At 71.5% G+C, this 21,277-nt stretch carries 18 protein-coding genes and 1 pseudogene; 3 read left to right on the forward strand and 16 right to left on the reverse strand.

Going from position 1 to position 21,277, the window contains the following annotated elements; all coding sequences use genetic code 11:
• Positions 1-45 precede the first annotated feature (45 nt).
• Positions 46-948 carry a glycoside hydrolase family 19 protein gene (locus ACMTAK_RS12255; RefSeq protein WP_413806243.1) on the reverse strand — a complete coding sequence of 301 codons (903 nt, stop codon included), beginning with the start codon at positions 946-948 and terminating at the stop codon, positions 46-48.
• A gap of 216 nt (positions 949-1,164) precedes the next feature.
• Here ACMTAK_RS12255 and ACMTAK_RS12260 point away from each other — a divergent pair.
• Positions 1,165-1,454 (forward strand): annotated as a pseudogene (locus tag ACMTAK_RS12260) (STM4011 family radical SAM protein); the annotation flags it as partial.
• Here ACMTAK_RS12260 and ACMTAK_RS12265 read toward each other — a convergent pair.
• Together ACMTAK_RS12265 and ACMTAK_RS12270 are read right to left on the reverse strand one after the other, a co-directional pair.
• The gene (locus tag ACMTAK_RS12265; RefSeq protein WP_344317935.1) at positions 1,408-1,659 is read right to left on the reverse strand and encodes a DUF397 domain-containing protein; all 252 of its coding nucleotides are present in this window, start codon (positions 1,657-1,659) and stop codon (positions 1,408-1,410) included. The pseudogene ACMTAK_RS12260 and the gene ACMTAK_RS12265 overlap by 47 nt on opposite strands.
• A gap of 3 nt (positions 1,660-1,662) precedes the next feature.
• Entirely contained in the window at positions 1,663-2,529 is an 867-nt protein-coding gene (locus tag ACMTAK_RS12270) for a helix-turn-helix domain-containing protein (RefSeq protein ID WP_413806244.1), read from the reverse strand.
• 136 nt (positions 2,530-2,665) lie between these two features.
• Here ACMTAK_RS12270 and ACMTAK_RS12275 point away from each other — a divergent pair, with 136 nt between their 5' ends.
• Entirely contained in the window at positions 2,666-3,109 is a 444-nt protein-coding gene (locus tag ACMTAK_RS12275; RefSeq protein ID WP_243146363.1) for an ATP-binding protein, read from the forward strand.
• A 137-nt stretch (positions 3,110-3,246) separates the two neighbouring features.
• Here ACMTAK_RS12275 and ACMTAK_RS12280 read toward each other — a convergent pair whose 3' ends face one another.
• Together ACMTAK_RS12280 and ACMTAK_RS12285 are read right to left on the reverse strand one after the other, a co-directional pair.
• Positions 3,247-4,044: an SGNH/GDSL hydrolase family protein gene (locus tag ACMTAK_RS12280; protein WP_201854681.1), complete on the reverse strand. Its 798-nt coding sequence runs from the start codon at positions 4,042-4,044 to the stop codon at positions 3,247-3,249.
• 79 nt (positions 4,045-4,123) lie between these two features.
• Positions 4,124-6,235, reverse strand: coding sequence for an alpha-galactosidase (locus tag ACMTAK_RS12285; RefSeq protein WP_413806245.1), 2,112 nt, complete (start codon positions 6,233-6,235; stop codon positions 4,124-4,126).
• Positions 6,236-6,401: 166 nt separating this feature from the next.
• Here ACMTAK_RS12285 and ACMTAK_RS12290 point away from each other — a divergent pair, with 166 nt between their 5' ends.
• Complete coding sequence (locus ACMTAK_RS12290) at positions 6,402-7,226, forward strand: tyrosine-protein phosphatase (protein WP_413806246.1); 825 nt, start codon at positions 6,402-6,404, stop codon at positions 7,224-7,226.
• A 36-nt stretch (positions 7,227-7,262) separates the two neighbouring features.
• On the opposite strand, the gene ACMTAK_RS12295 is transcribed toward ACMTAK_RS12290, so the two are convergent.
• From ACMTAK_RS12295 to hpnC, 11 genes are all read right to left on the reverse strand, one after another.
• Entirely contained in the window at positions 7,263-8,456 is a 1,194-nt protein-coding gene (locus tag ACMTAK_RS12295; RefSeq protein ID WP_413806247.1) for a serpin family protein, read from the reverse strand.
• Positions 8,457-8,473: 17 nt separating this feature from the next.
• Complete coding sequence (locus ACMTAK_RS12300; protein ID WP_413806248.1) at positions 8,474-9,883, reverse strand: aspartate aminotransferase family protein; 1,410 nt, start codon at positions 9,881-9,883, stop codon at positions 8,474-8,476.
• Positions 9,880-11,811, reverse strand: coding sequence for a 1-deoxy-D-xylulose-5-phosphate synthase (gene dxs, locus ACMTAK_RS12305; protein WP_413806249.1), 1,932 nt, complete (start codon positions 11,809-11,811; stop codon positions 9,880-9,882). Before dxs ends, ACMTAK_RS12300 begins: the two co-directional genes overlap by 4 nt.
• A gap of 23 nt (positions 11,812-11,834) precedes the next feature.
• The gene (ispG, locus tag ACMTAK_RS12310; RefSeq protein WP_413806250.1) at positions 11,835-13,025 is read right to left on the reverse strand and encodes a flavodoxin-dependent (E)-4-hydroxy-3-methylbut-2-enyl-diphosphate synthase; all 1,191 of its coding nucleotides are present in this window, start codon (positions 13,023-13,025) and stop codon (positions 11,835-11,837) included.
• Positions 13,026-13,029: 4 nt separating this feature from the next.
• Positions 13,030-14,055 (reverse strand): adenosyl-hopene transferase HpnH, encoded by a 1,026-nt coding sequence (hpnH, locus tag ACMTAK_RS12315; RefSeq protein ID WP_413806251.1) that lies wholly within the window; start codon positions 14,053-14,055, stop codon positions 13,030-13,032.
• Positions 14,006-14,788, reverse strand: coding sequence for a phosphorylase family protein (locus ACMTAK_RS12320; RefSeq protein WP_413806252.1), 783 nt, complete (start codon positions 14,786-14,788; stop codon positions 14,006-14,008). The genes hpnH and ACMTAK_RS12320 overlap by 50 nt, the downstream gene beginning before the upstream one ends.
• Positions 14,788-16,734 carry a squalene--hopene cyclase gene (gene shc, locus ACMTAK_RS12325; RefSeq protein WP_413806253.1) on the reverse strand — a complete coding sequence of 649 codons (1,947 nt, stop codon included), beginning with the start codon at positions 16,732-16,734 and terminating at the stop codon, positions 14,788-14,790. Before shc ends, ACMTAK_RS12320 begins: the two co-directional genes overlap by 1 nt.
• A gap of 104 nt (positions 16,735-16,838) precedes the next feature.
• Positions 16,839-17,936, reverse strand: a complete 1,098-nt coding sequence (locus ACMTAK_RS12330) for a polyprenyl synthetase family protein (protein ID WP_413806254.1) — start codon at positions 17,934-17,936, stop codon at positions 16,839-16,841.
• The gene (hpnE, locus tag ACMTAK_RS12335; RefSeq protein ID WP_413806255.1) at positions 17,933-19,417 is read right to left on the reverse strand and encodes a hydroxysqualene dehydroxylase HpnE; all 1,485 of its coding nucleotides are present in this window, start codon (positions 19,415-19,417) and stop codon (positions 17,933-17,935) included. The genes ACMTAK_RS12330 and hpnE overlap by 4 nt, the downstream gene beginning before the upstream one ends.
• Positions 19,414-20,376 (reverse strand): presqualene diphosphate synthase HpnD, encoded by a 963-nt coding sequence (gene hpnD, locus ACMTAK_RS12340; RefSeq protein ID WP_413806256.1) that lies wholly within the window; start codon positions 20,374-20,376, stop codon positions 19,414-19,416. Before hpnD ends, hpnE begins: the two co-directional genes overlap by 4 nt.
• Positions 20,373-21,236 (reverse strand): squalene synthase HpnC, encoded by an 864-nt coding sequence (gene hpnC / locus ACMTAK_RS12345; RefSeq protein WP_413812865.1) that lies wholly within the window; start codon positions 21,234-21,236, stop codon positions 20,373-20,375. Before hpnC ends, hpnD begins: the two co-directional genes overlap by 4 nt.
• Positions 21,237-21,277 lie beyond the last annotated feature (41 nt).

The raw sequence follows: 21,277 nt of genomic DNA on the forward strand, positions 1-21,277 counted from the left end.
CATCGTCGGTCGATCAGCGGTGAATCGGCTGTCGCCGGCGGCCGGTCAGCAGCTCAGGTTGGAGCCGGGGGTGGTGCCGAGTATCTGGACGAACCGCTGGTAGGCGTCTATTCGGCTCTGCACCTGGCCGGGGTTGCCGCCGTTGCACTCCAGGCTGCCGTTGATCGCGCGGATGGTCTCGCCGAAGCCCCGCTGGTTGACCATGGCGTCGTGCGGGGTCATCGAACCGGCCCCACGCTGGGTGTTCCAGAACCACAGGGCGGTCTTCCAGGACACCGCGGCGTCCCGCTCCACCAGCCAGGGGTTGCCGAGCAGATCGATGCCGAGCGCGTCGCCCGCGGCCTTGTAGTTGAAGTTCCAGCTGAGCTGGATCGGTCCGCGGCCGTAGTACGCCGCCTGGCCCGCGGGGCAGCCGTAGGGCTGGTTCCAGTCGCAGTAGTGCGGGTAGTTGGAGGTGTTCTGCTCCACGATGTGGACCAGGCCGCCGGTCTCGTGGTTGACGTTCGCCAGGAAGGCGGCCGCCTCCTGCTTCTTGACGGTGTCGCTGCCGGTGTTGGCGAAGCCGGGGTAGGCGCTCAGGGCGGCGGTCAGGCCCTGGTAGGTGTAGAACGAGTTCCGGTTCGGGAACATCTGGTTGAACTGCGCCTCGCTCACCACGAAGCCGCTCGGGTTCTGGCCCTCGCCGCCGCAGGTGTAGGGCTCCCAGTACCAGGTGCTGATCACCGGGTCATAGCCCGGGTTGTCGTGCTCCGCGCGGTAGTACTTGCCGTCGGTGTACCGGACGATGTCGCCGGTGACGTACGGCTTGCCCGCCGCCCAGTTCGGGTAGTCGCAGGCCGCCTGGGCGGTCGTTCCCGCCGCCGAGGCTGAGGTCATGGGCATGACAAGCACACTCGCACACACCGCCGCGGTCGCCGCGAGCGGCGCCAGAACACGTCGTCTCCACATGGGGCCGATCTCCTTCGCGTGGGGGGCCCTGGAACTCTGAGGGACACTCAAGCGGTTTGGTCTATACCAGTCAAGGTATAGACCAAACCTTTGTGCCCGGGATGAGTAATTGGGCCGCCCCGGAGCAATTCCGGGCGTACGAAGGTGATCTGACCCGAACCGTGAATCACCCGGATCGGCACGCCCGAGGGGCTGGTGCCCCCAAGTGGACCGGGCTACAGCCGCCACCCGCGCCGAAGCGCCGGTCTGCCATGCAGGACCGGCGCCTCGGTGATCTCGGTGGACATCGGCTATGTGCACCTGGAATCGCTTTGTACGACGTGTTCGCGGGCGGTGCGCTGGAACGCGTCCCGGCGACACCGCCCCCGCCGGTCACTTCATGGTCGGTCGGTCACACTGTTTCCCCCTCGTTCCCCCTGGTCACGACGAGCGTCACAGAACCGGACGTCCCGGAGGACGTCACAGAAACAAAAAGTCCGCTTCCCCGGCCTTCGCACTCTGGATGAAGCGTTTCATCTCCAGATGGGTGTAGATCAGGGCCGGTCCGTCCGGGTCGGTCGACTGGCGCAGCGCCACCCGTCCGTCCGTCAGTCTCATCGCCTCGACGCAGCTTCCCCCATTGCCACCGCTCCATGGCTTGTGCCAGCCCTCGCTGCCGAGGTCCCTTGCCGGCATGCCGCTGTAGACGCGGTTCCCGCATATGCGATCCATCGTTCAGATCTCCTTGCGAATGCGACTCAGAATCGCCTGAGTCGTCTGTGCAGGCGCGGCCTGCGCGCACATCCGGTCCAGGGCCTCCAGGAACGCCGATACGTCATCGCGCTGGTCGAAGTAGGAGCCGCTGACGAGCGTCTCCGTGTACGCGATATCGGGCAGCTCCGGGATCGGGAACCGGAAGATATGGAAGGGTCCGTACATCGCCGGGTGCGGACCGGCGTCGAACGGCATGATCTGCAAGCGGATATGAGGCGCCTCGGCCTCCTCGATGAGCCGTGTGATCTGGGCACGCATGGTCTCGGCGCCGCCGATGGGGCGGCGCACCACCGTCTCGTCCATGACCACCCACAGCATCGGCGGGTTGTCCCGGGCGAGCAGCGCCTGGCGCTCCATGCGGAGGGCCACGTTGCGCTCGATCTCCGATTCGGGTGCATGCGGCATGCCCGCGCGGAGCACCGCGCGGGCGTATCCCTCGGTCTGCAGCAGCCCTGGGATGTAGTGCGGCTCGTAGGCCCGGATCAGATTGGCCTCGACCTCCAGGCTGACGAAGGTGTTGAACCACTCCGGCAGGACGTCGCGGAACCGGTGCCACCAGCCGGCCTTGTTGGCCTCGCGCGCGAGGGAGAGAAACCCCTCGACCTCCTCGGGGTCGATGACGCCGTACGTCCGCAGCAGCTTCTCGACATACGGGAGCTTCAGGCCGACCTCGGCCTTCTCCATCCGCCGGATCGTGGCATGGGTGACGTCCAGGGCTCGCCCGGCCTGTTCGAATGACAGCCCGGCCTTCTCCCGAAGGTCCTGGAGCCGTTTTCCGAGCACGACTCGCAGGACGGTCGGGGCTCCGCCCGCCCGCGCATCCGCCACTACCGTCCCCCTCCAAGTACCTTCACGACACAGCAGTCTGGCATGGGCTCAGCATTCCGAACAGCCTGCGCTTGCGATTCTGTAATTTACAGATTGAACCTTGCCATACGCGAGCGTGACAGAGCATAGTGTCGGCGTGGCTCCTTCCTATGAGGCTCTCCGGTTAGGGCGCGGCGGCACCGTGGTCGCCCCGCCCCGCCACGACGTGTTTCGTCTGCCGGCGCTGAGCACGTCCGTCGCCGAGGCGAGAAGGCATGTCGTCCGGCGGCTGGGCTCATGGGGCATCGACCAGGACACCCGGGACAGCGCGGAGTTGATCGTCTCCGAGCTCTTCACCAACGCGGTGCGCCACACCTCCAGCGAGGACGTTCGCTGCTCACTCCAGCTCATAGGCACCCGGCTGCGGCTGGAGGTGGCCGACCAGGGCTGTGCGCGCACGGTGCCCGAGGCCCGGTCGGTGAGCGCGGACCAGGAGGGCGGCCGCGGGCTGATGCTGGTGGAGGCCATGTCGGAGGCCTGGGGGGTCAGGCCGAACCAGGGGGGCGCGGGCCGCGCCGTCTGGGCCTACCTGGCGATATAGCGGCCCCGCGGCGACGATACGACGGACGAGCGGTGCCGAGGGAATAGGGGCAGCGACAGCGCACCGGGCGGTCAGCCTCGGGGCGCCAACGGGGGTCTGCCCCTATTCCTCCGGGACCGCTTCGGGTCACGGATCGTTCAGGGCCGCAGCGGCAGCAGATCGGGCCGCTTGGGCTCCACATGGTCACCCGACGACTCCCCGCGCAGCCGTCGGCCGATCCAGGGCACCAGATATTCGCGCGCCCAGTGGATGTTGTCCCGGCGCACCTCGGCCGCGGTGCGCTGCCCCTCCGGGGGCCAGGGCTGATCGGGATCGGCCGGGACGTCCAGGCCGAGCACCTGACCCGCCCTCAGCGCGACCCGGGTGTGCCCGTCCGCCGACAGATGCAGCCGGTCGGCGTCCCAGGCCCGGCGGTCCTGCACCGACCGCAGCGACCACAGGTCCAGCACCGGGCAGCCGTGGCGGTCGGCGATCGCCCGCACATGTGCCGTATACGTGGCGATCTTGCCCCGCAGATGGCGCAGCACCGGCACCCCTCTGGTGTCGAAGCCGGTGCACAGCAGCACCGTGCCCACCCGCGCCCGGAGGTCGGCGACGGCCGCCTCATAGCGCTCGGCCACATCGTCGGGGTCGCTGCCGGGGCGCAGGATGTCATTGCCACCCGCGCAGAAGGTGACGAGATCGGGGCCGAGTTCGATGGCGCGGGCCACCTGCTCGGCCACGATCTGGTCAAGGAGTCGACCGCGTACGGCCAGATTGGCGTAGCGGAAATCGTCGTGGGGTCGTTGGTCGGACAGCAGGACGGCGAGCCGGTCGGCCCAGCCGACGAACACCCCGTCAGGACCGGGGTCGCCGACGCCCTCGGTGAAGCTGTCTCCGACGGCTGCGTACGACCCGATGGAACCGTTGCTGAATCTCTCCTTATCGTCTGCCACGTCGGGACATCATTCACCCGATGGCGTGACTTACGCCACCGTAACCAGGGCTTGACGTGGGGTGATCTATCCCACCCGGTCAGTTTCGGCGAAGGTGGAATACGGCGGCGTCCAGGTCGCCGCTCAGCCCGGTGCGCAAGCCCCGGTGGGCGAGCACCGCTCCCCGGTGCACCTCCCCGGTCTCCAGGTCCCGGTAGGTGGCCGCCGGGTCGAGCCCGCGCAGCCGCAGCGGAAGCGGTGCCCGGCCGTGGTGCTGCGCCTGGAGCCAGGCCAGCACGACGGTCTCCGCGCCCCGGACGTACTGCACCGCGCTGAGCCCGTCGCCCTCCGGCGGCCGCAGCCGGTACAGCTCACCGTGCTGGACGACCGGGCGCACCCGCTTGTAGAGCGCCACCCAGTCGCGGGCCTCGGCGAGTTCGGCCTCGCTCCAGCGGGTCAGATCGCCGCCGACGCCCAGCACCCCGGCCATCGCGCTGACGAAGCGGAAGCGCAGCGAGCTGACCCGGGCGTTGCCCATGGCGTTGGGGCTGTCGGTGACCCAGGCGGCCATCACCCGGGCCGGGTGGAGCTGACCGAAGCCGTGCTGGATGGCCAGCCGGTCCAGCGGATCGGTGTTGTCCGAGGTCCACACCTGGTCGGTGAGGCCCAGGACGCCGAGGTCGATCCGGCCACCGCCGCCCGAGCAGGACTCGAAGGCGACCCCGGGGTGGGCGGCGCGCAGCCGCTCCAGCAGCTCGTACAGCCCCCGTACATGGTCGATCCACAGCCGCCGCGGATAGGGGTCGCCGGGCCAGCCGGGGTCCGCGAAGGAGCGGTTGAAGTCCCATTTCACATAGTCGATGGGCGCGCCGCTCAGCAGGGTGTCCAGCCGTTCCCACAGATGGGCGCGCACCTCGGGGCGGGCGAGGTTGAGCACGAGCTGGTTGCGGAACTCGGTGCGGGCCCGGCCGGGGTGGTGCTGCACCCAGTCGGGGTGGGCGCGGTAGAGGTCGCTGTCGGGGTTGACCATCTCCGGCTCGACCCAGATGCCGAACCGCATCCCGAGCGTGTGCACCTCGTCGGCCAGCGGCTTCAGCCCGTGCGGGAAACGGTCCGGGTTGGGCGTCCAGTCGCCGAGCCCGGCCCGGTCGCTGGTGCGCGCCCCGAACCAGCCGTCGTCCACGACGAACAGCTCGACGCCCATGTCGGCGGCCAGCCGCGCGAGCGAGCGCTGCTGCTCCTCGCTCACCTGGAACTCGGTGGCCTCCCAGGAGTTGTAGAGCACCGGCCGGGACCGGTCGGCGCCGGGGACCACATGCGCGAGCTGCCAGGCGTGCCAGGCGCGGCTCGCGGCCCCGAAGCCGCCGTCGGTCCACAGCCCCGCGAAGACGGGCGTGGTGAAGGACTCGCCCGGCGCGAGGAGCAGCTGGCCCGCGTCGTCGTGGCCGACCCCGCCCACCGCCTGGACGGCGCCGTCGCTCAGCAGCTGGACGGCGATCCGCCAGGCCCCGGACCAGGCGAGCGCGCAGCTGTGCACCTCGCCGCTCTCCTCGGTGGCGGCCCCGCCGTCCAGGGCGATCCAGGGCAGATGGTGATGGCTGGTGTGGCCCCGGCGGCTGCCGATCACCTTCTCACCGGGGGTGAGCTCGGTGCGGGCGAGCCGGCTCTCGGCGGCCCAGCGGCCGTGCAGATGGGACAGCCGCCAGCGGTCGCGCGCCGGGAGCGACCAGGCGGCGGAGTCGGCGCGCAGCAGCTCCACCGGCTCCTGCCCGGCGGTGCCGGTGTGGGCGAGGGTGGTCCAGCGCTCGATGACATCGCCGTCGTCCCGCATCCGGTAGTGGAGGGTGATGTCGAGGTGGTGCAGCGGATCGTGGAAACCCAGCCGCAGCTCCTCACCGGTGCCGGGGTCGAGGACGGTGCCGCCGTCGAAGCGCCACTCGGTTCCGCGTACGCCCCCGGCGTGCACGGACAGGGCGGGGCGGACGAAGCGCGGGCCGCCCTCCACGGGGTACTCCTCGCGCCCGTCCAGCGGGGATTCGAACGGCCAGTCCGGCGGCCCCGGCTCGGCGGCGAGGGCCTCGGCGTCCTCGGCCGCGATCCTCGGCCCCCAGTGGAGATGGAGCAGCTCATCACGGTCGGTGAGGTGCAGGGCGTAGCTACTGTGCCGCCCCGTGAGCACCCAGAGCCGACCGCTTCCACCGGTTTCGATCATCGCACTCCCCAATTCTCCACAGGTCTCAACATGATCGAGGAGGGCGGGCGGTGCGGCAATGCCCGCACCCTCACGAGACCGATTGCCCGCTGCACGCATGTCGTATGGTCAGCTTCAGCCGCCTCGTCGACGAGCCGCGTCGGCGGCCCATGGTGAAGGAGAGCCCGTGACGCAGCAGTCGCAGTCGCCGCAGGTCCCCCAGGCCGAGAGCCAGCTGGTGGGGGTACGCAATTTCCGTGATCTCGGTGGACTGCCGGCTGCCGACGGCCGCCGCGTACGGCCCGGAGTGCTGTTCCGCAGCGGCCATCTCGCCCATGCCACCGAGGCGGACACGGCCTACCTCGACTCGCTCGGCCTGCACACCGTCTTCGACTTCCGCAACGCCGCCGACATCAAGCTGGAGGGCCCGGACGTCAGGCTCCGCGGGGTCCGCAACGTCAATCTGCCGCTGTCCGACCCGGCCGACGGCGCCGGGTTCTGGAGGATGGTGCGCGAGGGCGATCTGAAGACCTTGCGCGAGCTGCTCTCCGAGGGCCGGGCCGAGAAGCGCATGATCGGCTCCTACCGCTCCATCATCACCAACCGGCTCGTCGAGCACGGCCGGATCCTCCGCGACATGGCCGAGGACAGCTCACCGGTGCTGATGCACTGTTCGGCGGGCAAGGACCGGGCCGGGCTGTCCATCGCGGTGACGCTGCTGGCCCTCGGCGTCCCCCAGGAGGCCATCGAGGCCGACTACCTCGAGTCGGCCGCCGCCCACCGGCGCTACAAGATCTGGCGCAAGGGCGCTCCGGGGGACGGCTCCGACCCCATGTCGCCTGAGGTCATGGCGCTGCTGCTGCCGCTGTTCGACGCGCGCGCCGAATATCTGGCGGCGGCCCTCACGACCATCGAGGAGACCTGGGGCGGCACCGAACGCTATCTCGCCGAGGGGCTCGGTCTCGCCCCCGAGCAGCGCGACCGGCTCCGGGAACGGCTGCTCACGGGCTGACGCCCGGCCGGGCGGGCTCATGGCCCGCCCGCCGGTTCACCACATGGTGTCGGGCCCGGCCTCCGGCTCGGTGACCCAGCCGGCCGTCAGCACCAGACCGGTGGCGCGGTGCACGGCCAGGAAGCCGAACGGCCGCTCGTACCGCACGCTGATCAGCCTCGCCGTCCGCTGCGGCGGCGCCGAACCGGGCGCCATGGCGAACGCGGTCACCGCCGCCGCGAGGAAGCCCTCGGCGCTGAACGAGGCGGTCATGGACTGCTCCGCCGAGGACAGCGCCAGCGCGGCGGGGCTGATCCCCGGAAAGTGGCCGTGCGCGGTGTCCTGGGCGGTACGCAGCCCGAACAGCCCGGCCCGGCGCAGCAGATCGTGCCGCGCCGTCACGGTGAACTGCGGGGTGGTGAGCGACGCCCGGGGCGTGGGGTCCCAGCTCGGGACCTCCATCACCCGGATCCCGGGCCCGGCCTCGCCCGGCGGCAGCGCCGAGCCGGGCCATCCCGCGTAACCCCCGGCCGCCGCGCCGATCCCGGCCTCCAGCACCTCGCCGCCCGGGGCGTCCTCGGCGCCGAGGACCAGATGCACATCGAGCCCGTTGCCGCCCGCGACCCCGGACAGGGTGAGCGGACCGGCCGGGGTGTCGGGGAAGACCCGCAGCACCCCGTCGAGGTCGTCCGTGGAGCGGGTGAGTCCGGCCAGTGACCGGTCCCGCCAGGGGCCGCTCGCCGGCCTCAGCAGGCCCGGCTGGAACGGCTGGAGCCATGCCGTCTCCACCGTGAGCGCCCCGGCCAGCACCAGCCGGGTGTCGGGGGTGAGCGGCACCGGCATCTCGGCGATCGCGCCCCGGGTGCGCCGGGACGCCCAGCCGTCCAGCTCCTTGCGGTCGCGCTCGGCGTCCCCGGTCAGCGTGGACCGTACGCCCGGGGGCAGCGCGGCCTCCCACTCGGGCCGGATCGGCAGGTCCTGACGGGTCCACAGCCCGGTGGCCGCGTGGACTCCGTCCATGGCGTCCAGCGCCCCGAGCGTCTGTCCGCCGAGCGCCGTCGCGCCGTCCGCGCCGACGCCCAGCGCACCCTCCAGCTCCTGCCGGGCCGGGCCGTCGGCACCGCCCGCGAGCAGGGCGAGCAGCGGCCAGACACCGGTGGCGGCGAAGGCCGTGCCCTCGTCCGCCACGGCCGCCCGCGCCCACCGCGCCGTCAGCGTGTTCACGGCCCGTACGGCGGTCGCGTCGATCATGCGGGGTCCCCCATCGGTCAGCGGTTGGCCACCGCCTGTTTGACCAGCGTCCGGCCGAAGTCCCAGATCAGGCCGCCGCCGTCGTGTGCGTCGTCCATGACCGCTGTGAACGCCTCGACGAAACGGTCCACTTCCCGCTCGCCGATGATCAGCGGCGGGATCAGCTTAATGACCTCCAGATGGTCGCCGGACACCTGGGTGAGGATGCGATGGCGCCGCAGCAGCGGGACGACGACCATCTGCGCGAACAGCCCCTTGCGCGCCGCCTGGAGCATCGCCCACCGGCTGCGCAGCCCCAGTGAGCTGGGTCTGCCGAACTCGATGCCGATCATCAGCCCCCGGCCGCGGACGTCGTGCAGCAGCTCGTAGCGGTCCACCAGCGCGGCGAGGCGGTCGCGCAGCAGCTCACCGGTGCGGCGGGCGTTGGCCACGACCTCCTCGTCCGCCATGACGGCGAGGACCGCGAGCCCGGCCGCCATGGCCTGGGCGTTGGAGCCGAAGCTGGCGGAGTGGACCAGCACCCGGTCCATCGAGGAATAGACTTTTTTGAAGATCCAGTCCTTGCCGAGGGTCGCGCCGACCGGCACATAGCCCCCGGAGAGGGCCTTGGCCACGCACACCAGGTCCGGTTCGACGCCGTCCTCGTGGCTGTAGGCGAAGAAGTCCCCGGTGCGGCCGAGGCCGGTCTGCACCTCGTCCGCGATGAGCAGGGCCTTGTGGCGGTGGAGCAGCTCCTGCGCGGCGCGCAGGAAGCCGGGCGGGGTCTCGTGCACCCCCTTGCCCTGGATGGGCTCCACCACGAACCCCGCCACGTCCCCGCGCGCCAGCTCCCGCTCCAGCGCGTCGAGGTCGCCCATCTCGATCGGGGTGTCGGGCAGCAGCGGGGCGAACCCCCTGCGGAAACCGTCCTCACCGTTGACCGACAGCGAGCCGGTGGTCAGCCCGTGGAAGGCGTGGGCGCAGTACAGGACGCGTGGCTTGCGGGTGGCGTAGCGGGCGAACTTCAGGGCCGTCTCGACGGCCTCGGTGCCGCTGTTGCCGAAGAAGACCCGGTCCAGGTGGGGGGCGTGGGTCAGCAGCCGCTCGGCCAGCAGACCGGGCAGCGGCTGACAGTCGAAACGGGTCAGATCGGCCAGGTCGGCGTCCAGGACGTCGTGCAGCGCCTTGCGTACCACGGGGTGGTGGCGGCCCAGGCCCATCACCCCGAAACCGGCGAGCATATCGAGGTAGTCCTGGCCCTCGTCATCCCAGAAGTACGCGCCCTCGGCCCGCTCGTAGACCTTGTCGAACCCGATGGTGTGCAGCATCCGGGGCAACTGGTGGTTGAGGTGCCGGGTGTGCAGGTCGTACCGCTCCGACGCCCGCTCGGCCAGCAGCTTCCCGAGGTCGAAGCCCGAACGCCGCTGCTGCTGCTCGGCTGCTGTCATGCCTGGCTCTCCTTGGCGGCGGTACGCGCCTCGGCGAGGGCGCCCGCCCGATCCGGGGGGACCGCCTCGATACGGGTCAGGGCCGCCCCGATCCGGCCCGCGATCTCGGCGGGGGTGAGCCCGATGTCGGCGAGCACCTCACCGCGCTTGGCATGCGCCAGGAACGCCTCGGGGATGCCGAGCGTCCGCACCGGCAGGTCGACTTCGGCGTCCCGCAGCGTCTGGGCGACCGCCGCGCCCACCCCGCCGGTGCGCACATTGTCCTCCACGACCGCCACCAGCCGGTGGCGCGCCGCGAGCCCGGGCAGCTCGGGGTCCACGGGCTTGACCCAGCGCGGATCCACGACCGTGCAGCCGATACCGCGCCCGGCCAGCAGCTCGGCGGCGCGCAGCGCGACGGAGGCCATCACCCCGGCCGCCACGAGGAGGACGTCCTCGCCCCGGCGCAGGACGTCCATCCCGCCCACCCGGCCGATCGCCGGAATCGGCTCCCCCACCGACTCCTTGGGGAAGCGGATGACGGTCGGCGCGTCGTCCACGTCGACCGCCTCGCGCAGCTGGGCACGGAGCTGGTCGGCGTCGCGCGGGGCGGCGATCCGCAGCCCCGGCACCACCTGGAGGACGGACATGTCCCACATGCCGTTGTGGCTCGGGCCGTCGGTACCGGTGACCCCGGCCCGGTCCAGGACGAACGTCACGCCGCACTTGTGCAGGGCGACGTCCATCAGCAGCTGGTCGAAGGCGCGGTTGAGGAAGGTGGCGTAGACGGCGAGGACCGGGTGGAGTCCGCCGGTGGCGAGCCCGGCCGCCGAGACCGCCGCGTGCTGCTCGGCGATGCCCACGTCCCACACCCGCTCCGGGTACGCCTCGGCGAAGCCAGCGAGGCCCACGGGGTGCAGCATCGCGGCGGTGAGGGCGACCACATCGGGCCGCTCGGCGCCGATCCGCACCATCTCCTCGCCGAACACCGAGGTCCATGAGCGGCCGCCGGAGGGGATCAGCGGCGCGCAGGTGAGCGGGTCCATCGCGGCCACGGTGTGGAAATGGTCCGCCTCGTCCTCCAGCGCGGGCGGGTAGCCCCGCCCCTTCTCGGTGAGGCAGTGGACGAGGACCGGGCCGTGGAACCGCTTGGCGCGGCGCAGGGCCGACTCGACCGCCTCGGTGTCATGGCCGTCTATGGGGCCGACGTACTTCAACCCCAGGTCCTCGAACATGCCCTGCGGCGCGAAGGCGTCCTTGAACCCCTTCTTGGCGCCGTGCAGCGACCCGTACAGCGGCTGGCCGACCACGGGGGTGCGCTGGAGCACGTCCTTGCCCCAGGACAGGAAGCGCTCGTAGCCGTCGGTGGTGCGCAGGGTGGCGAGGTGGTTGGCGAGCCCGCCGATGGTCGGGGAGTAGGAGCGCTCGTTGTCGTTGACGACGATGACCAGCGGCCGGTCCCGGGCGGCGGCGATGTTGTTGAGCGCCTCCCAGGCCATCCCGCCGGTCAGCGCCCCGTCCCCGATGACGGCCACCACATGGTCGGTGCGGCCCTGCACCTCATTGGCCTTGGCGAGGCCGTCGGCCCAGCCCAGCACGGTGGAGGCATGGCTGTTCTCGATGATGTCGTGCTCGGATTCGGCCCGTGACGGATAGCCGGACAGCCCGCCCTTGTGGCGGAGCTTGGAGAAGTCCTGGCGGCCGGTGAGCAGTTTGTGGACGTAGGACTGGTGGCCGGTGTCCCACAGGATGCGATCGGCGGGCGAGTCGAAGACGCGGTGCAGGGCTATGGACAGCTCGACCACGCCGAGGTTCGGTCCCAGATGGCCCCCGGTCCTGGCCACCGCCTCGATCAGGAACGTCCTGATCTCCTGGGCGAGCGCGGCCAGTTCCTCACCGGTCAGCGCCTTGAGGTCGTGCGGGCCCCGGATGTTCTCCAGCAACGGCACGGTCGGTTCCCCTCCTCGGTGTATCAGCTCACGGTGACGTCCGGGGTACCCGACGGGACCCCCTCGTCCTCCATGCGCCGCGCGATGTTCATGGCCTCGTCGATCAGAGTCTCCACGATCTTCGACTCCGGCACGGTCCTGATGACCTCGCCCTTGACGAAGATCTGCCCCTTGCCATTGCCTGACGCCACCCCCAGATCCGCTTCCCGTGCCTCACCCGGACCGTTCACCACACACCCCATGACCGCCACCCGCAGCGGGACCTCCATGCCCTCAAGACCGGCCGTGACCTGGTCCGCGAGCTTGTACACATCCACCTGCGCCCGACCGCACGACGGACACGAGACGATCTCCAGCCGCCGCTGCCGCAGATTCAGCGACTCCAGAATCTGGATGCCGACCTTGACCTCCTCCACCGGAGGCGCCGACAGCGACACCCGGATCGTGTCCCCGATCCCCTCACTCAGCAGCGCACCGAACGCCACCGCCGACTTGATCGTCCCCTGGAACGCCGGACCCGCCTCCGTCACACCCAGATGCAGCGGATAGTCACACTGAGCCGCCAGCTGACGGTAGGCGTTGACCATCACCACCGGATCGTTGTGCTTCACCGAGATCTTGATGTCCCGGAACCCGTGCTCCTCGAACAGCGAACACTCCCACAACGCCGACTCCACCAACGCCTCCGGCGTGGCCTTGCCGTACTTCTCCAGCAACCGCTTGTCCAGCGACCCCGCGTTCACCCCGATACGAATCGGCACACCCGCCCCCGACGCCGCCTTCGCGATCTCCTTGACCTTGTCGTCGAACTGCCGGATATTCCCCGGATTCACCCGCACCGCCGCACACCCGGCATCAATCGCCGCGAACACGTACTTCGGCTGGAAATGAATGTCCGCGATCACCGGGATCTGCGACTTCTTCGCGATCACCGGCAACGCGTCCGCGTCATCCTGCGACGGACACGCCACCCGCACGATCTGGCACCCCGACGCCGTCAACTCCGCGATCTGCTGCAACGTCGCACCGATGTCCGCCGTCACCGTCGTCGTCATCGACTGCACCGAAACCGGCGCGTCACCACCCACGGCCACCGGCCCCACCTGGAGGCGGCGTGAGACCCGGCGCGGTGCGAGGGGCCTGCCCGGCACCGCGGGCAGGCCGAGTGCGACCGGTTCCGCCGCACCCGCCCCGTCTGATTCCGCCGCACTCATCCCGTCACCCATTGCTTCCGGTGGCGGTCTCCCGGGCGGCGCGCAGCGACTCCTTGAGGGAGCCCATGGTCGCCAGGACCGCGGTGGGTTCATAGCCGCAGTGGGCCATGCAGTTGTCGCAGCGCGGATCCTTGCCGCGGCCGTAAGCGTCCCAGTCGGTCTCCTCCACCAGCTGGCGATAGGTCGGGACATAGCCGTCGCTCATCAGATAGCAGGGGCGCTGCCAGCCGAAGAGGGAGTAGTTGGGGATGCCCCAGGCGGTGCACGGGAAGTCCGTCTTGCCCTCGAGGAAGTCGAGGAAGAGCGGGCTGTGGTTGAGCCGCCAGCGGCGCCGGTTGCCCCCGGCGAACGCCTTGCGGAACAGCTCTCGGGTCTGCTCGACGCCCAGGAAGTGCTCCTGGTCGGGCGCCTTCTCGTACGCGTAGGCGGGCGAGATCATCATCTCGTCCACCTCGAGCTCGTCATTGAGGAAGTCGAGCACGTCGATGACGGTCTGCGGGGTGTCGGTATTGAAGAACGTGGAATTGGTGGTGACCCGGAAGCCGCGCCGCTTGGCCTCCTTGATGGCCTCCACCGCCTCGTCGAACACCCCCTCCTTCGCCACCGATTCGTCATGGCGCTCCCGCAGCCCGTCGATGTGCACCGCGAAGGCGAAGTACGGGGACGGCTTGAACAGATGCATCTTCTTCCGCAACAGCATCGCGTTGGTGCACAGGAAGACGTACTTCTTCCGCGCCACCAGCTGCCGTGCGATCTCGTCGATCTGTGGGTGCATCAGGGGTTCGCCGCCCGCGATGGACACCATCGGGGCACCCGACTCCAGCACCGCGCCCACCGCCTGGGCGACCGGCATGCGCTGCTTGAGTACCCCGGCCGGATGCTGGATCTTCCCGCAGCCCTCGCACTTGAGATTGCACGCGAACAGCGGCTCGAGCTCGACGATCAACGGGAACTTGTCCCGCCGCTTGATCATCTTCTGTTCAAAGAGATACGTCGCGACCCGGATGGTCTGGCGGAGAGGCATGGCCATCTAGCTCACCTCCTGGGAGCAGCGAGGAACGGTGCCAGTGAAAGAAAGCGGGGAGAACGGTCCGAAGAACCCGGAAAGCCGATATTCCACCGCGTAGCGTGCTGATTCGGACGAGTTCATGTTCAGGAGCGTCCACGACCACCCGGACGGCCGCAACCGGACGGACGCCGTGGCCGACGGCGGTGCGCAGGGTCGCGGCGGACTCCATGTCCACCGCGATGGCGCCGGTGCTGTGCAGCGCGGCCCGCTCCGCGCCACGCACCACATGGTCCGAGCCCACGACCGGACCGATATGGACGGCCCGGCGGGGACCGCCGGGGAGGGGGTGTGACAGGGCGTCGGCGAGGATCCGGGTGCCGGTGCACACGGTGCGGCCCGCCGGATCGCGGGTCTCGTCGGCGACAACGATGTCCCCCGGATGCATTCCGGGGGCCAGCCCGGCGCAGAAGCCGGTGGCGATGACGGCGGTGCGCCGTCCTCCGGGCTCGCCGGGCTCGCCAGGCTCATCTGGCCCACCTGGCTCACCTGGCTCACCTGGCTCACCGGACCTTCCGGTGAGCGCCCGGATCACGGCGCGCTCGGCCGACTGCGGCCCCATGCCCGTGCGCAGCACGGTCACGGCCCCCGCGGCGGCGCCGGGGTCGGCGCCGCGCAGGGCGAACCGCTCGATGCCGAGCGCACAGGCGATCAGCAGCGCCGCATCACCGGCCTCCGCGGCCGGATCGGTGGACATCAACCGCTCCGCGGTCGCGCCCCGGTGGGCTCGCCGTGGACATACCGGCCCAGTGCCGTCACCGGGAAGACCTGCCGGTACAGGTGGTAGTTGATGGAGAAGTCCCAGGGGAAGCCGGTGCCGGTGAAGTACGGCTCGTCCCAGGAGCCGTCCGCCCGCTGGGTCCCAGCGAGCCAGGTGACCCCGCGCTCGACGGCCTCGCCGTCCCGCTCCCCCGCCGCCAGCAGCGCGAGCAGCGCCCACGCCGTCTGCGAGGCGGTGGAGGCACCCCGGCCCATCCACTCGGCGTCGAGGTAGGAGCGCTGGTCCTCGCCCCAGCCGCCGTCCTCGTTCTGGACGCTCTCCAGCCAGCGGACGGCCCGGCGGACCGCCGGATGGGAGGCGGGGACGCCGGCGGCGATCAGCGCGGGGACGACGGAGCCGGTGCCGTAGACGTAGTTGGTGCCCCAGCGGCCGAACCAGGCGCCGCTCGGCTCCTGCTCGGACAGCAGCCAGGAGATACCGCGCCGGGTGCGGGCGTCGTACGTCCGCCCCTCGTGCGCCAGCATCTCCACGACATGCGCGGTGACATCGGCCGACGGCGGGTCGATGACCTCGCCGAAGTCGCAGAACGGCAGCTTGTTGGGGAGCGGGCTGGTGTTGTCGACGTCGAACGCGCCCCACGCCCCGTTCTTGGACTGCATGCCCAGGGTCCAGCGCATGGCGCGCCGCACGGCCGTCTCGATCCGCTCGGGCTCGGGGTGGTCGACCCGGCGCAGCGCCAGGATGACCTCGGCGGTGTCGTCGATGTCGGGGTAGTTGTCGTTGTGGAATTCGAACGCCCAGCCGCCGGAGGGCAGTCCGGGCCGCCGGACCGACCAGTCGCCGGGCCGGTCGATCTGCTCGGTCAGCATCCAGTCGGCGGCCTTGACCAGCGCCGGGTGGTCCGGGGCGAGACCGGCGTCGGCGAGCGCGATGGCGGCCAGACAGGTGTCCCAGACCGGGGACTGACAGGCCTCGATCATCCGGCTGCCGTCCTCGCGCCACACCGCGAACCGGTCGAGCGACTCCAGACCGGCGCGCATCACGGGGTGGTCGAGGTCGTAGCCGAGCAGATGGAGGGCGATGACGGAGTAGACGGCGGGTGGCTGGATGCCGCCCCAGCAGCCGTCGTTCTCCTGCCGCTCCACGATCCAGCGGGCGCAGGAGCGCAGCGCGGCCCGGCGCAGCGGGCGGAAGGCGACCTTGTGGTAGGCGTGCAGCGCCCGGTCCAGCCGCTGGAAGGCGCCGTCCCAGGAGGCGACGGGGGCGAGCGGGCGCGGCGGATTGGGCCTGCGGGGGTCGGTGTGGAGCTCGTCGAGGGGGAAGGGGGCCGGGCGCACGGGGCGCTTGGCCGAGACGATGGTGAGGGGCACGATGGTCTGCCGGGCCCAGCAGCCGAAGTCGTAGATGTTGAGCGGAAGCCACTTCGGGAAGTAGATGATCTCCGGTGGCAGCTCGGGCAGATCCTCCCAGCGCCACCAGCCGAAGAGGGCCAGCCAGATCCGGGTGAACACCCGACTGCTCGCGATCCCGCCCCGGGAGCGCACCCAGGCGGAGGCGGCGGCCATATGGGGCGCGTCGGGCTCGTCGCCGGCCAGCCGCAGGGCGACATACGCCTCGATGGTGGCGGAGAGCTCGGGCGGACCGCCGTGGAAGGTGGCCCAGGTGCCGTCGGTGGCCTGCTGGGAGCGGAGATAGCGGGCCGCGGCGTCGAGGGTGCCGGGGTCCTGAATGCCGAGGAACTGGCGGAGCATCAAGTCCTCGGCGTCCATGGTGACGTTGGTCTCCAGGTCGCCCTTCCACCAGCCCCGCTCGTCCTGGCGGGACAGCAGGTGGTCCACGGCGCGGGCCGTCGCCTCACGGGCGACACTCAAGGTCTTGGAGTCGGATGACTCGGAGGGTTGGACGGTCGGTGTCGCTGTCATGGCTTCCCCTCTGCAGTGTGCTCATCTGCCGTCTCTGGGGCTTCCGTCGGCCGGCACCCCGGCTGGGTGCCGGCCGGCGACTGCGAACTAGCGGTCCATGGCGATCATCTCTCTCGTACGACGACGAAGTCGGCGAGCGCCACGAACCGCGCCCGGATCTCGGCGGGCATGTCCACCGAGCCCAGCGCCTCCATGGCGGTCGCATGCTGTCTGCGGGCCTCCTGAGAGGTCCAGTCCCGGCCACCTGCTTGCTCGATCAACGCGGCGCGGACGGCGAATTCTTCCTCCGAGAAGTCGGCGAACTCCTCCTCCGGCTTGTGCGCGTCGGCCGCGAGGATCTGGGCGAGCCGCTCGGAGTCGGGGCCACCGGCGTCGAGCGCGGCGACCACGGGGAGGGACTTCTTGCGCTGGCGCAGATCGCTCCAGGTCCGCTTGCCGGTCGCCTCCGGGTCGCCCCAGATGCCGAGCAGGTCGTCGACGGCCTGGAAGGCGAGGCCCAGGTGGTAGCCGTAAGCCTCCAGGGTGTCGGCGGTGCGGTCGTCGGCGCCGCCGAGCACGGCGCCGATGGAGGCGGCGCAGGCGAGCAGGGCGCCGGTCTTGTTGCCCTCCATCTCCAGGCACTCCTCGACGGTGACCCGCTCGCGGTGCTCGTAGGAGATGTCCTGGGCCTGGCCGTCGATCAGCTTCCGGGTGGCGGCGGTGAGCCGACGGGTGGCCCGCCCGGCCTCGGCGGTGCCGATCTCCAGCAGTATCTCGTTGGCCAGCGCGAACAGGGCGTCACCGACCAGGATGGCCTGGGCCGGGCCGTGCACCTTCCAGACGGTGTCGCGGTGGCGGCGCTGCTCGTCCCCGTCCATGAGGTCGTCGTGGAGCAGCGAGAAGTTGTGCACCAGCTCGACCGCGACCGCGCCGGGCACCCCGGCCTCGGGGGTGGCGCCCGCCGCCTCGGCGGACAGCAGGGCGAGCGCGGGGCGGACGGCCTTGCCGCCGCCGCCCTCGGCCGGGTTGCCCTCGGCGTCGATCCAGCCGAAGTGGTATGCGGCGACGGTGTTCATGGGCGGGGCCAGCCGGTCCACGGCGGCGCGCAGCACCGGCGTGGCGAGCGTACGGCCGCGGTCCAGCAGCGCCATGACGCCTGCGGTGTCGACACCTGGGGTCGCCGGGGTCACGGTCTCTCCTCTGTTCTTGGTGGTGGTGCTCATGCCGCCTCCTTGGGCGTCCCCCCGCCTGGGGCGGGGAGAGGGTTCACATGCGGGCGGCCTAGGTCGGTGAGGGCCGCGCGGGCGGCGGACAGACCGCTGCGCACGGCGCCCTCCATGGTCGCGGGCCAGCCGGTGGCGGTCCACGCACCGGCCAGGTAGAGGCCGGGCGCGTCGGTCGGGGCCGAGGGTCTGAGGAGGCCGACGCCGGGGACGGGGGCGAAGGTGGCGGTGCGCTCCCGGGTGACGAAGAAGTCGCGCACCCGCGCCCCGCGGGCGACCGGCAGCAGCCGCTCCAGCTCGGGCAGATAGCGGGCGCGCAGCTCGGCCACCGGACGGTCGATGTCGTCGTACGCGGCGGACTGCGACACCGCCAGGTACTGGCTGTCCCCGGCCCCGGGCGCGTCCCTCAGCCCCGAGGCGTCCGTACGGTCGAAGACCCACTGGACGGGGGAGCCGATCGCGGCGAAGAAGGGGCGGCGCAGCACCGTGCGGTCGTAGATCACATGCAGATTGAGGATGGGTGCGGTGCCGATGCGCAGCAGCCGGCCGGGGTCCTTCAGGGCGCCGTCGGGCAGCAGGGCGTGCGCCTCGCGCTGGGGTACGGCCAGGACGAGCACGTCCGCCTCGGCCCGCGGCTCCTCCCCCGGCCGCCCGGCGGTGGCCACGCTCCAGCGGCCCTCGGGGGTGGGGGTGACGGCGGTCACCCGGGTACGCAGGTCGGTGGTCACGCCCGCCGCGTCCAGTGCGCGGTGGGCGTGGGTGTGGTGCAGCTCGCCGAGCGGGGCGCGGGCCCAGCCGATGTCGGCGGCGCCGGGCCGGGACAGCAGTCCGGTCTTGAAGACCATCGCGGCCAGGCCCAGCGAGACATTGGGCGCGGTGGCGTTGAGCGTGGCCACGCCGACCAGGTCCCACAGCGCCTCGACGGCGCGCGGCGACTGGCCGTGGCGGCGCAGCCAGCCGGCGAAGTCCACCCCGTCCAGCTCCGGGTCCTCGGGGTCCAGCCGCCCCAGGGCGAGCGCGGCGCGGCCCACCTGGGCGCGCTCGGCGAGGGAGAGATGCGGGTAGGTGGCCAGGCTCGCGGACAGATGAAGGGGCACCGGCAGGGCGGTGCGGCGCAGCCGGCCGAGCCGCCGCCCGGCGCGCCCCCGGGCGTCGAGGACGGGGACGTCCAACCGGCCCTGGAGCGGGGCGAGTCGGGCGGCGCCGACCCGCTCCAGGAACCACTGGTAGGCGGTGCAGCAGCGCAGATACACATGCTGGCCGTTGTCGACGCTGAGCACGCCCGCCGGGGAGGAGCGGTGGAAGGAGAAGGCGAGGCCGCCCAGGCGGGGGCGGCCCTCGACCAGGGTGACCCGCAGCCCGGCGTCGGCCAGCGCGAGCGCGGCCGTCGTACCGGCGAGCCCGCCGCCGATCACCAGGGCGCTCCGCCCGGCGGGGCGTCGTCCGGCGGCCGGGGCGGGGTCCAGGGTCGAGTGGGTCACACCGGCCTCCCGGTGCCGCGGCGCTCGACGGCGCGGGCGTCAAGACCGGCCAGCCCGCGCACCGCCACATACGCCTTCTCATGGCCGGGCAGCGAGACGCGGCCGCGCAGGACGGCCGCGGGGTCCTTGGCGATCCGGTCCAGCAGCCTGCGGTAGATGCCCGCCATGGCGGACACGCACGCGCCGCTGCGCCGGTCCAGCAGCGGCAGCAGCCGGAAGCCCTCGGCGAACAGGGCCCTGGCCCGCCGCACCTCGAAGTGGACAAGGCCGGTGAAGTCGGCGTCCGGCGGTGCGGTGGAGCCGCGGAACGCGTCGGTGCAGCCGAATTTGGCCAGGTCGTCGCCGGGCAGATAGGTACGCCCGGTGGCGGCGTCCTCGCGGACGTCGCGCAGGATGTTGGTCAGCTGGAGGGCGAGCCCGAGGGTGTCGGCGTAAGCCGGGGCGCGCTCGAGCTCGTCCTCGCTGTGGCCGGTGCCGGGGGCCGTCCCGAAGACGCCGAGCGACAGCCGTCCGATGGCGCCCGCCACACAGCGGCAGTAGACCTTGAGGTCGTCCCAGGTCTCGTAGGTCTGCCCGGCCACGTCCATCAGCACGCCGTCGATCAGCTCGTCCAGCGCGTCCAGCGGGATCGGGAAGCGGTGTGCGGCATGGGCGAGGGCGACGGCGACGGGGTCGGTGTCGTCCTCCTCGATGCCGCCGCCCCGCATCCGGTCCAGCAGGGCACGGGTGTCCGCCAGCCGGGCGCGCTTGGCCTCCGGGTCGAGGGGGCCGTCGCCGATGTCGTCGACCCGACGGGAGAAGGCGTACAGGGCCGACATCGCATGGCGCTTCTCCGTCGGCAGCAGCCTGATGCCGTAGGCGAAGTTGCGGGCCTGGTGGCCGGTCACGGCCTCGCAGTAGCGGTACGCCGCGAGCACTGGCGCGGACGCGTGCGGAGATCCCTTCACGGTCCGGCTCACCCCTCTCTTCGCAGTGTCGCCCCCACCTCGCGCAGCAGGCTGAGCTTGGTGGGCCTGGGCGGTCCAGGGAGTACGTCATGTCCCGCGGCCGCGACCGCCCGCAAGGCGGCCCGCCCCCCGGCCACGAATCCGGCGAGCAGCACCTTGAGCCTGCCGTGGACGCTACCCACCAGGGGGGTGCCTTCATTCAGCAGGGCGGCGGCGCGTTCCGCCTCCTTCGCGACCAGCGCGCGCAACCGTACGCCGCCCCGGGGGGCGGCGAGGTCGGCCTCGGTCACACCGAAGCGTTTCATGTCCTCGGCGGGCAGATAGACGCGGTCCCTGCGGAGGTCCTCGGCCACGTCCTGAAGGTGCTCGATGATCTGCAGGGCGGTGCAGATGGCGTCCGAGTGGCGGATCCGCTCGGGGCTCGCGGTGCCGGTGATGCCGAGGACGAGCCGTCCGACCGGGTTGGCGGACAGCTCGCAGTAGCCGAGGAGGTCCTGGTAGGTGGCGTACCGCCGGATCCGCTGGTCCTGGCGGTTGGCCTCGATCAGCCCCAGGAAGGGCTCTTGGTCGAGCCCATGGCGGTGGACGGTGGGGCGCAGGGCCCGCAGCAGCGGATGGCGCGGCTCCGCGGCGGGCTGGAAGACCCGGCGGAGGTCGGCCTCGAACGCGTCCAGCATCGCGGACGCGTCGTCCGCCCGGTCGCGGTCGAGACCGAGGAGTTCGGCGTCGGCGCCGCCGGGGGCCAGATCGCCGTCGCCGATGTCGTCGACCAGCCGGGCGTAGCCGTAGACGGCCATCAGATCGGTGCGCCAGGCGCGGGGGAGGAAGAAGGGTGCCACGGGGAAGTTCTCGTGGGCGGCCTTGTCGAGCACGGCGCGAGCGGCTTCCTGCCCGCCGCTCCGGCTGCTCGACG

Source organism: Streptomyces lacaronensis (assembly GCF_047337785.1).
Taxonomy (GTDB): Bacteria; Actinomycetota; Actinomycetes; order Streptomycetales; family Streptomycetaceae; genus Streptomyces; species Streptomyces lycopersici.

What these genes read in the sequence shown, in the direction of transcription:
- ispG (WP_413806250.1), bottom strand. Translation starts at nt 13,025, where the DNA reads ATGAGTGCGGCGGAATCAGACGGGGCGGGTGCGGCGGAACCGGTCGCA.
- ACMTAK_RS12255 (WP_413806243.1), bottom strand. Translation starts at nt 948, where the DNA reads ATGTGGAGACGACGTGTTCTGGCGCCGCTCGCGGCGACCGCGGCGGTG.
- hpnH (WP_413806251.1), bottom strand. Translation starts at nt 14,055, where the DNA reads ATGGCCATGCCTCTCCGCCAGACCATCCGGGTCGCGACGTATCTCTTT.
- ACMTAK_RS12330 (WP_413806254.1), bottom strand. Translation starts at nt 17,936, where the DNA reads ATGAGCACCACCACCAAGAACAGAGGAGAGACCGTGACCCCGGCGACC.
- ACMTAK_RS12285 (WP_413806245.1), bottom strand. Translation starts at nt 6,235, where the DNA reads ATGATCGAAACCGGTGGAAGCGGTCGGCTCTGGGTGCTCACGGGGCGG.
- shc (WP_413806253.1), bottom strand. Translation starts at nt 16,734, where the DNA reads ATGACAGCGACACCGACCGTCCAACCCTCCGAGTCATCCGACTCCAAG.
- ACMTAK_RS12295 (WP_413806247.1), bottom strand. Translation starts at nt 8,456, where the DNA reads ATGATCGACGCGACCGCCGTACGGGCCGTGAACACGCTGACGGCGCGG.
- ACMTAK_RS12300 (WP_413806248.1), bottom strand. Translation starts at nt 9,883, where the DNA reads ATGACAGCAGCCGAGCAGCAGCAGCGGCGTTCGGGCTTCGACCTCGGG.
- ACMTAK_RS12265 (WP_344317935.1), bottom strand. Translation starts at nt 1,659, where the DNA reads ATGGATCGCATATGCGGGAACCGCGTCTACAGCGGCATGCCGGCAAGG.
- ACMTAK_RS12320 (WP_413806252.1), bottom strand. Translation starts at nt 14,788, where the DNA reads ATGTCCACCGATCCGGCCGCGGAGGCCGGTGATGCGGCGCTGCTGATC.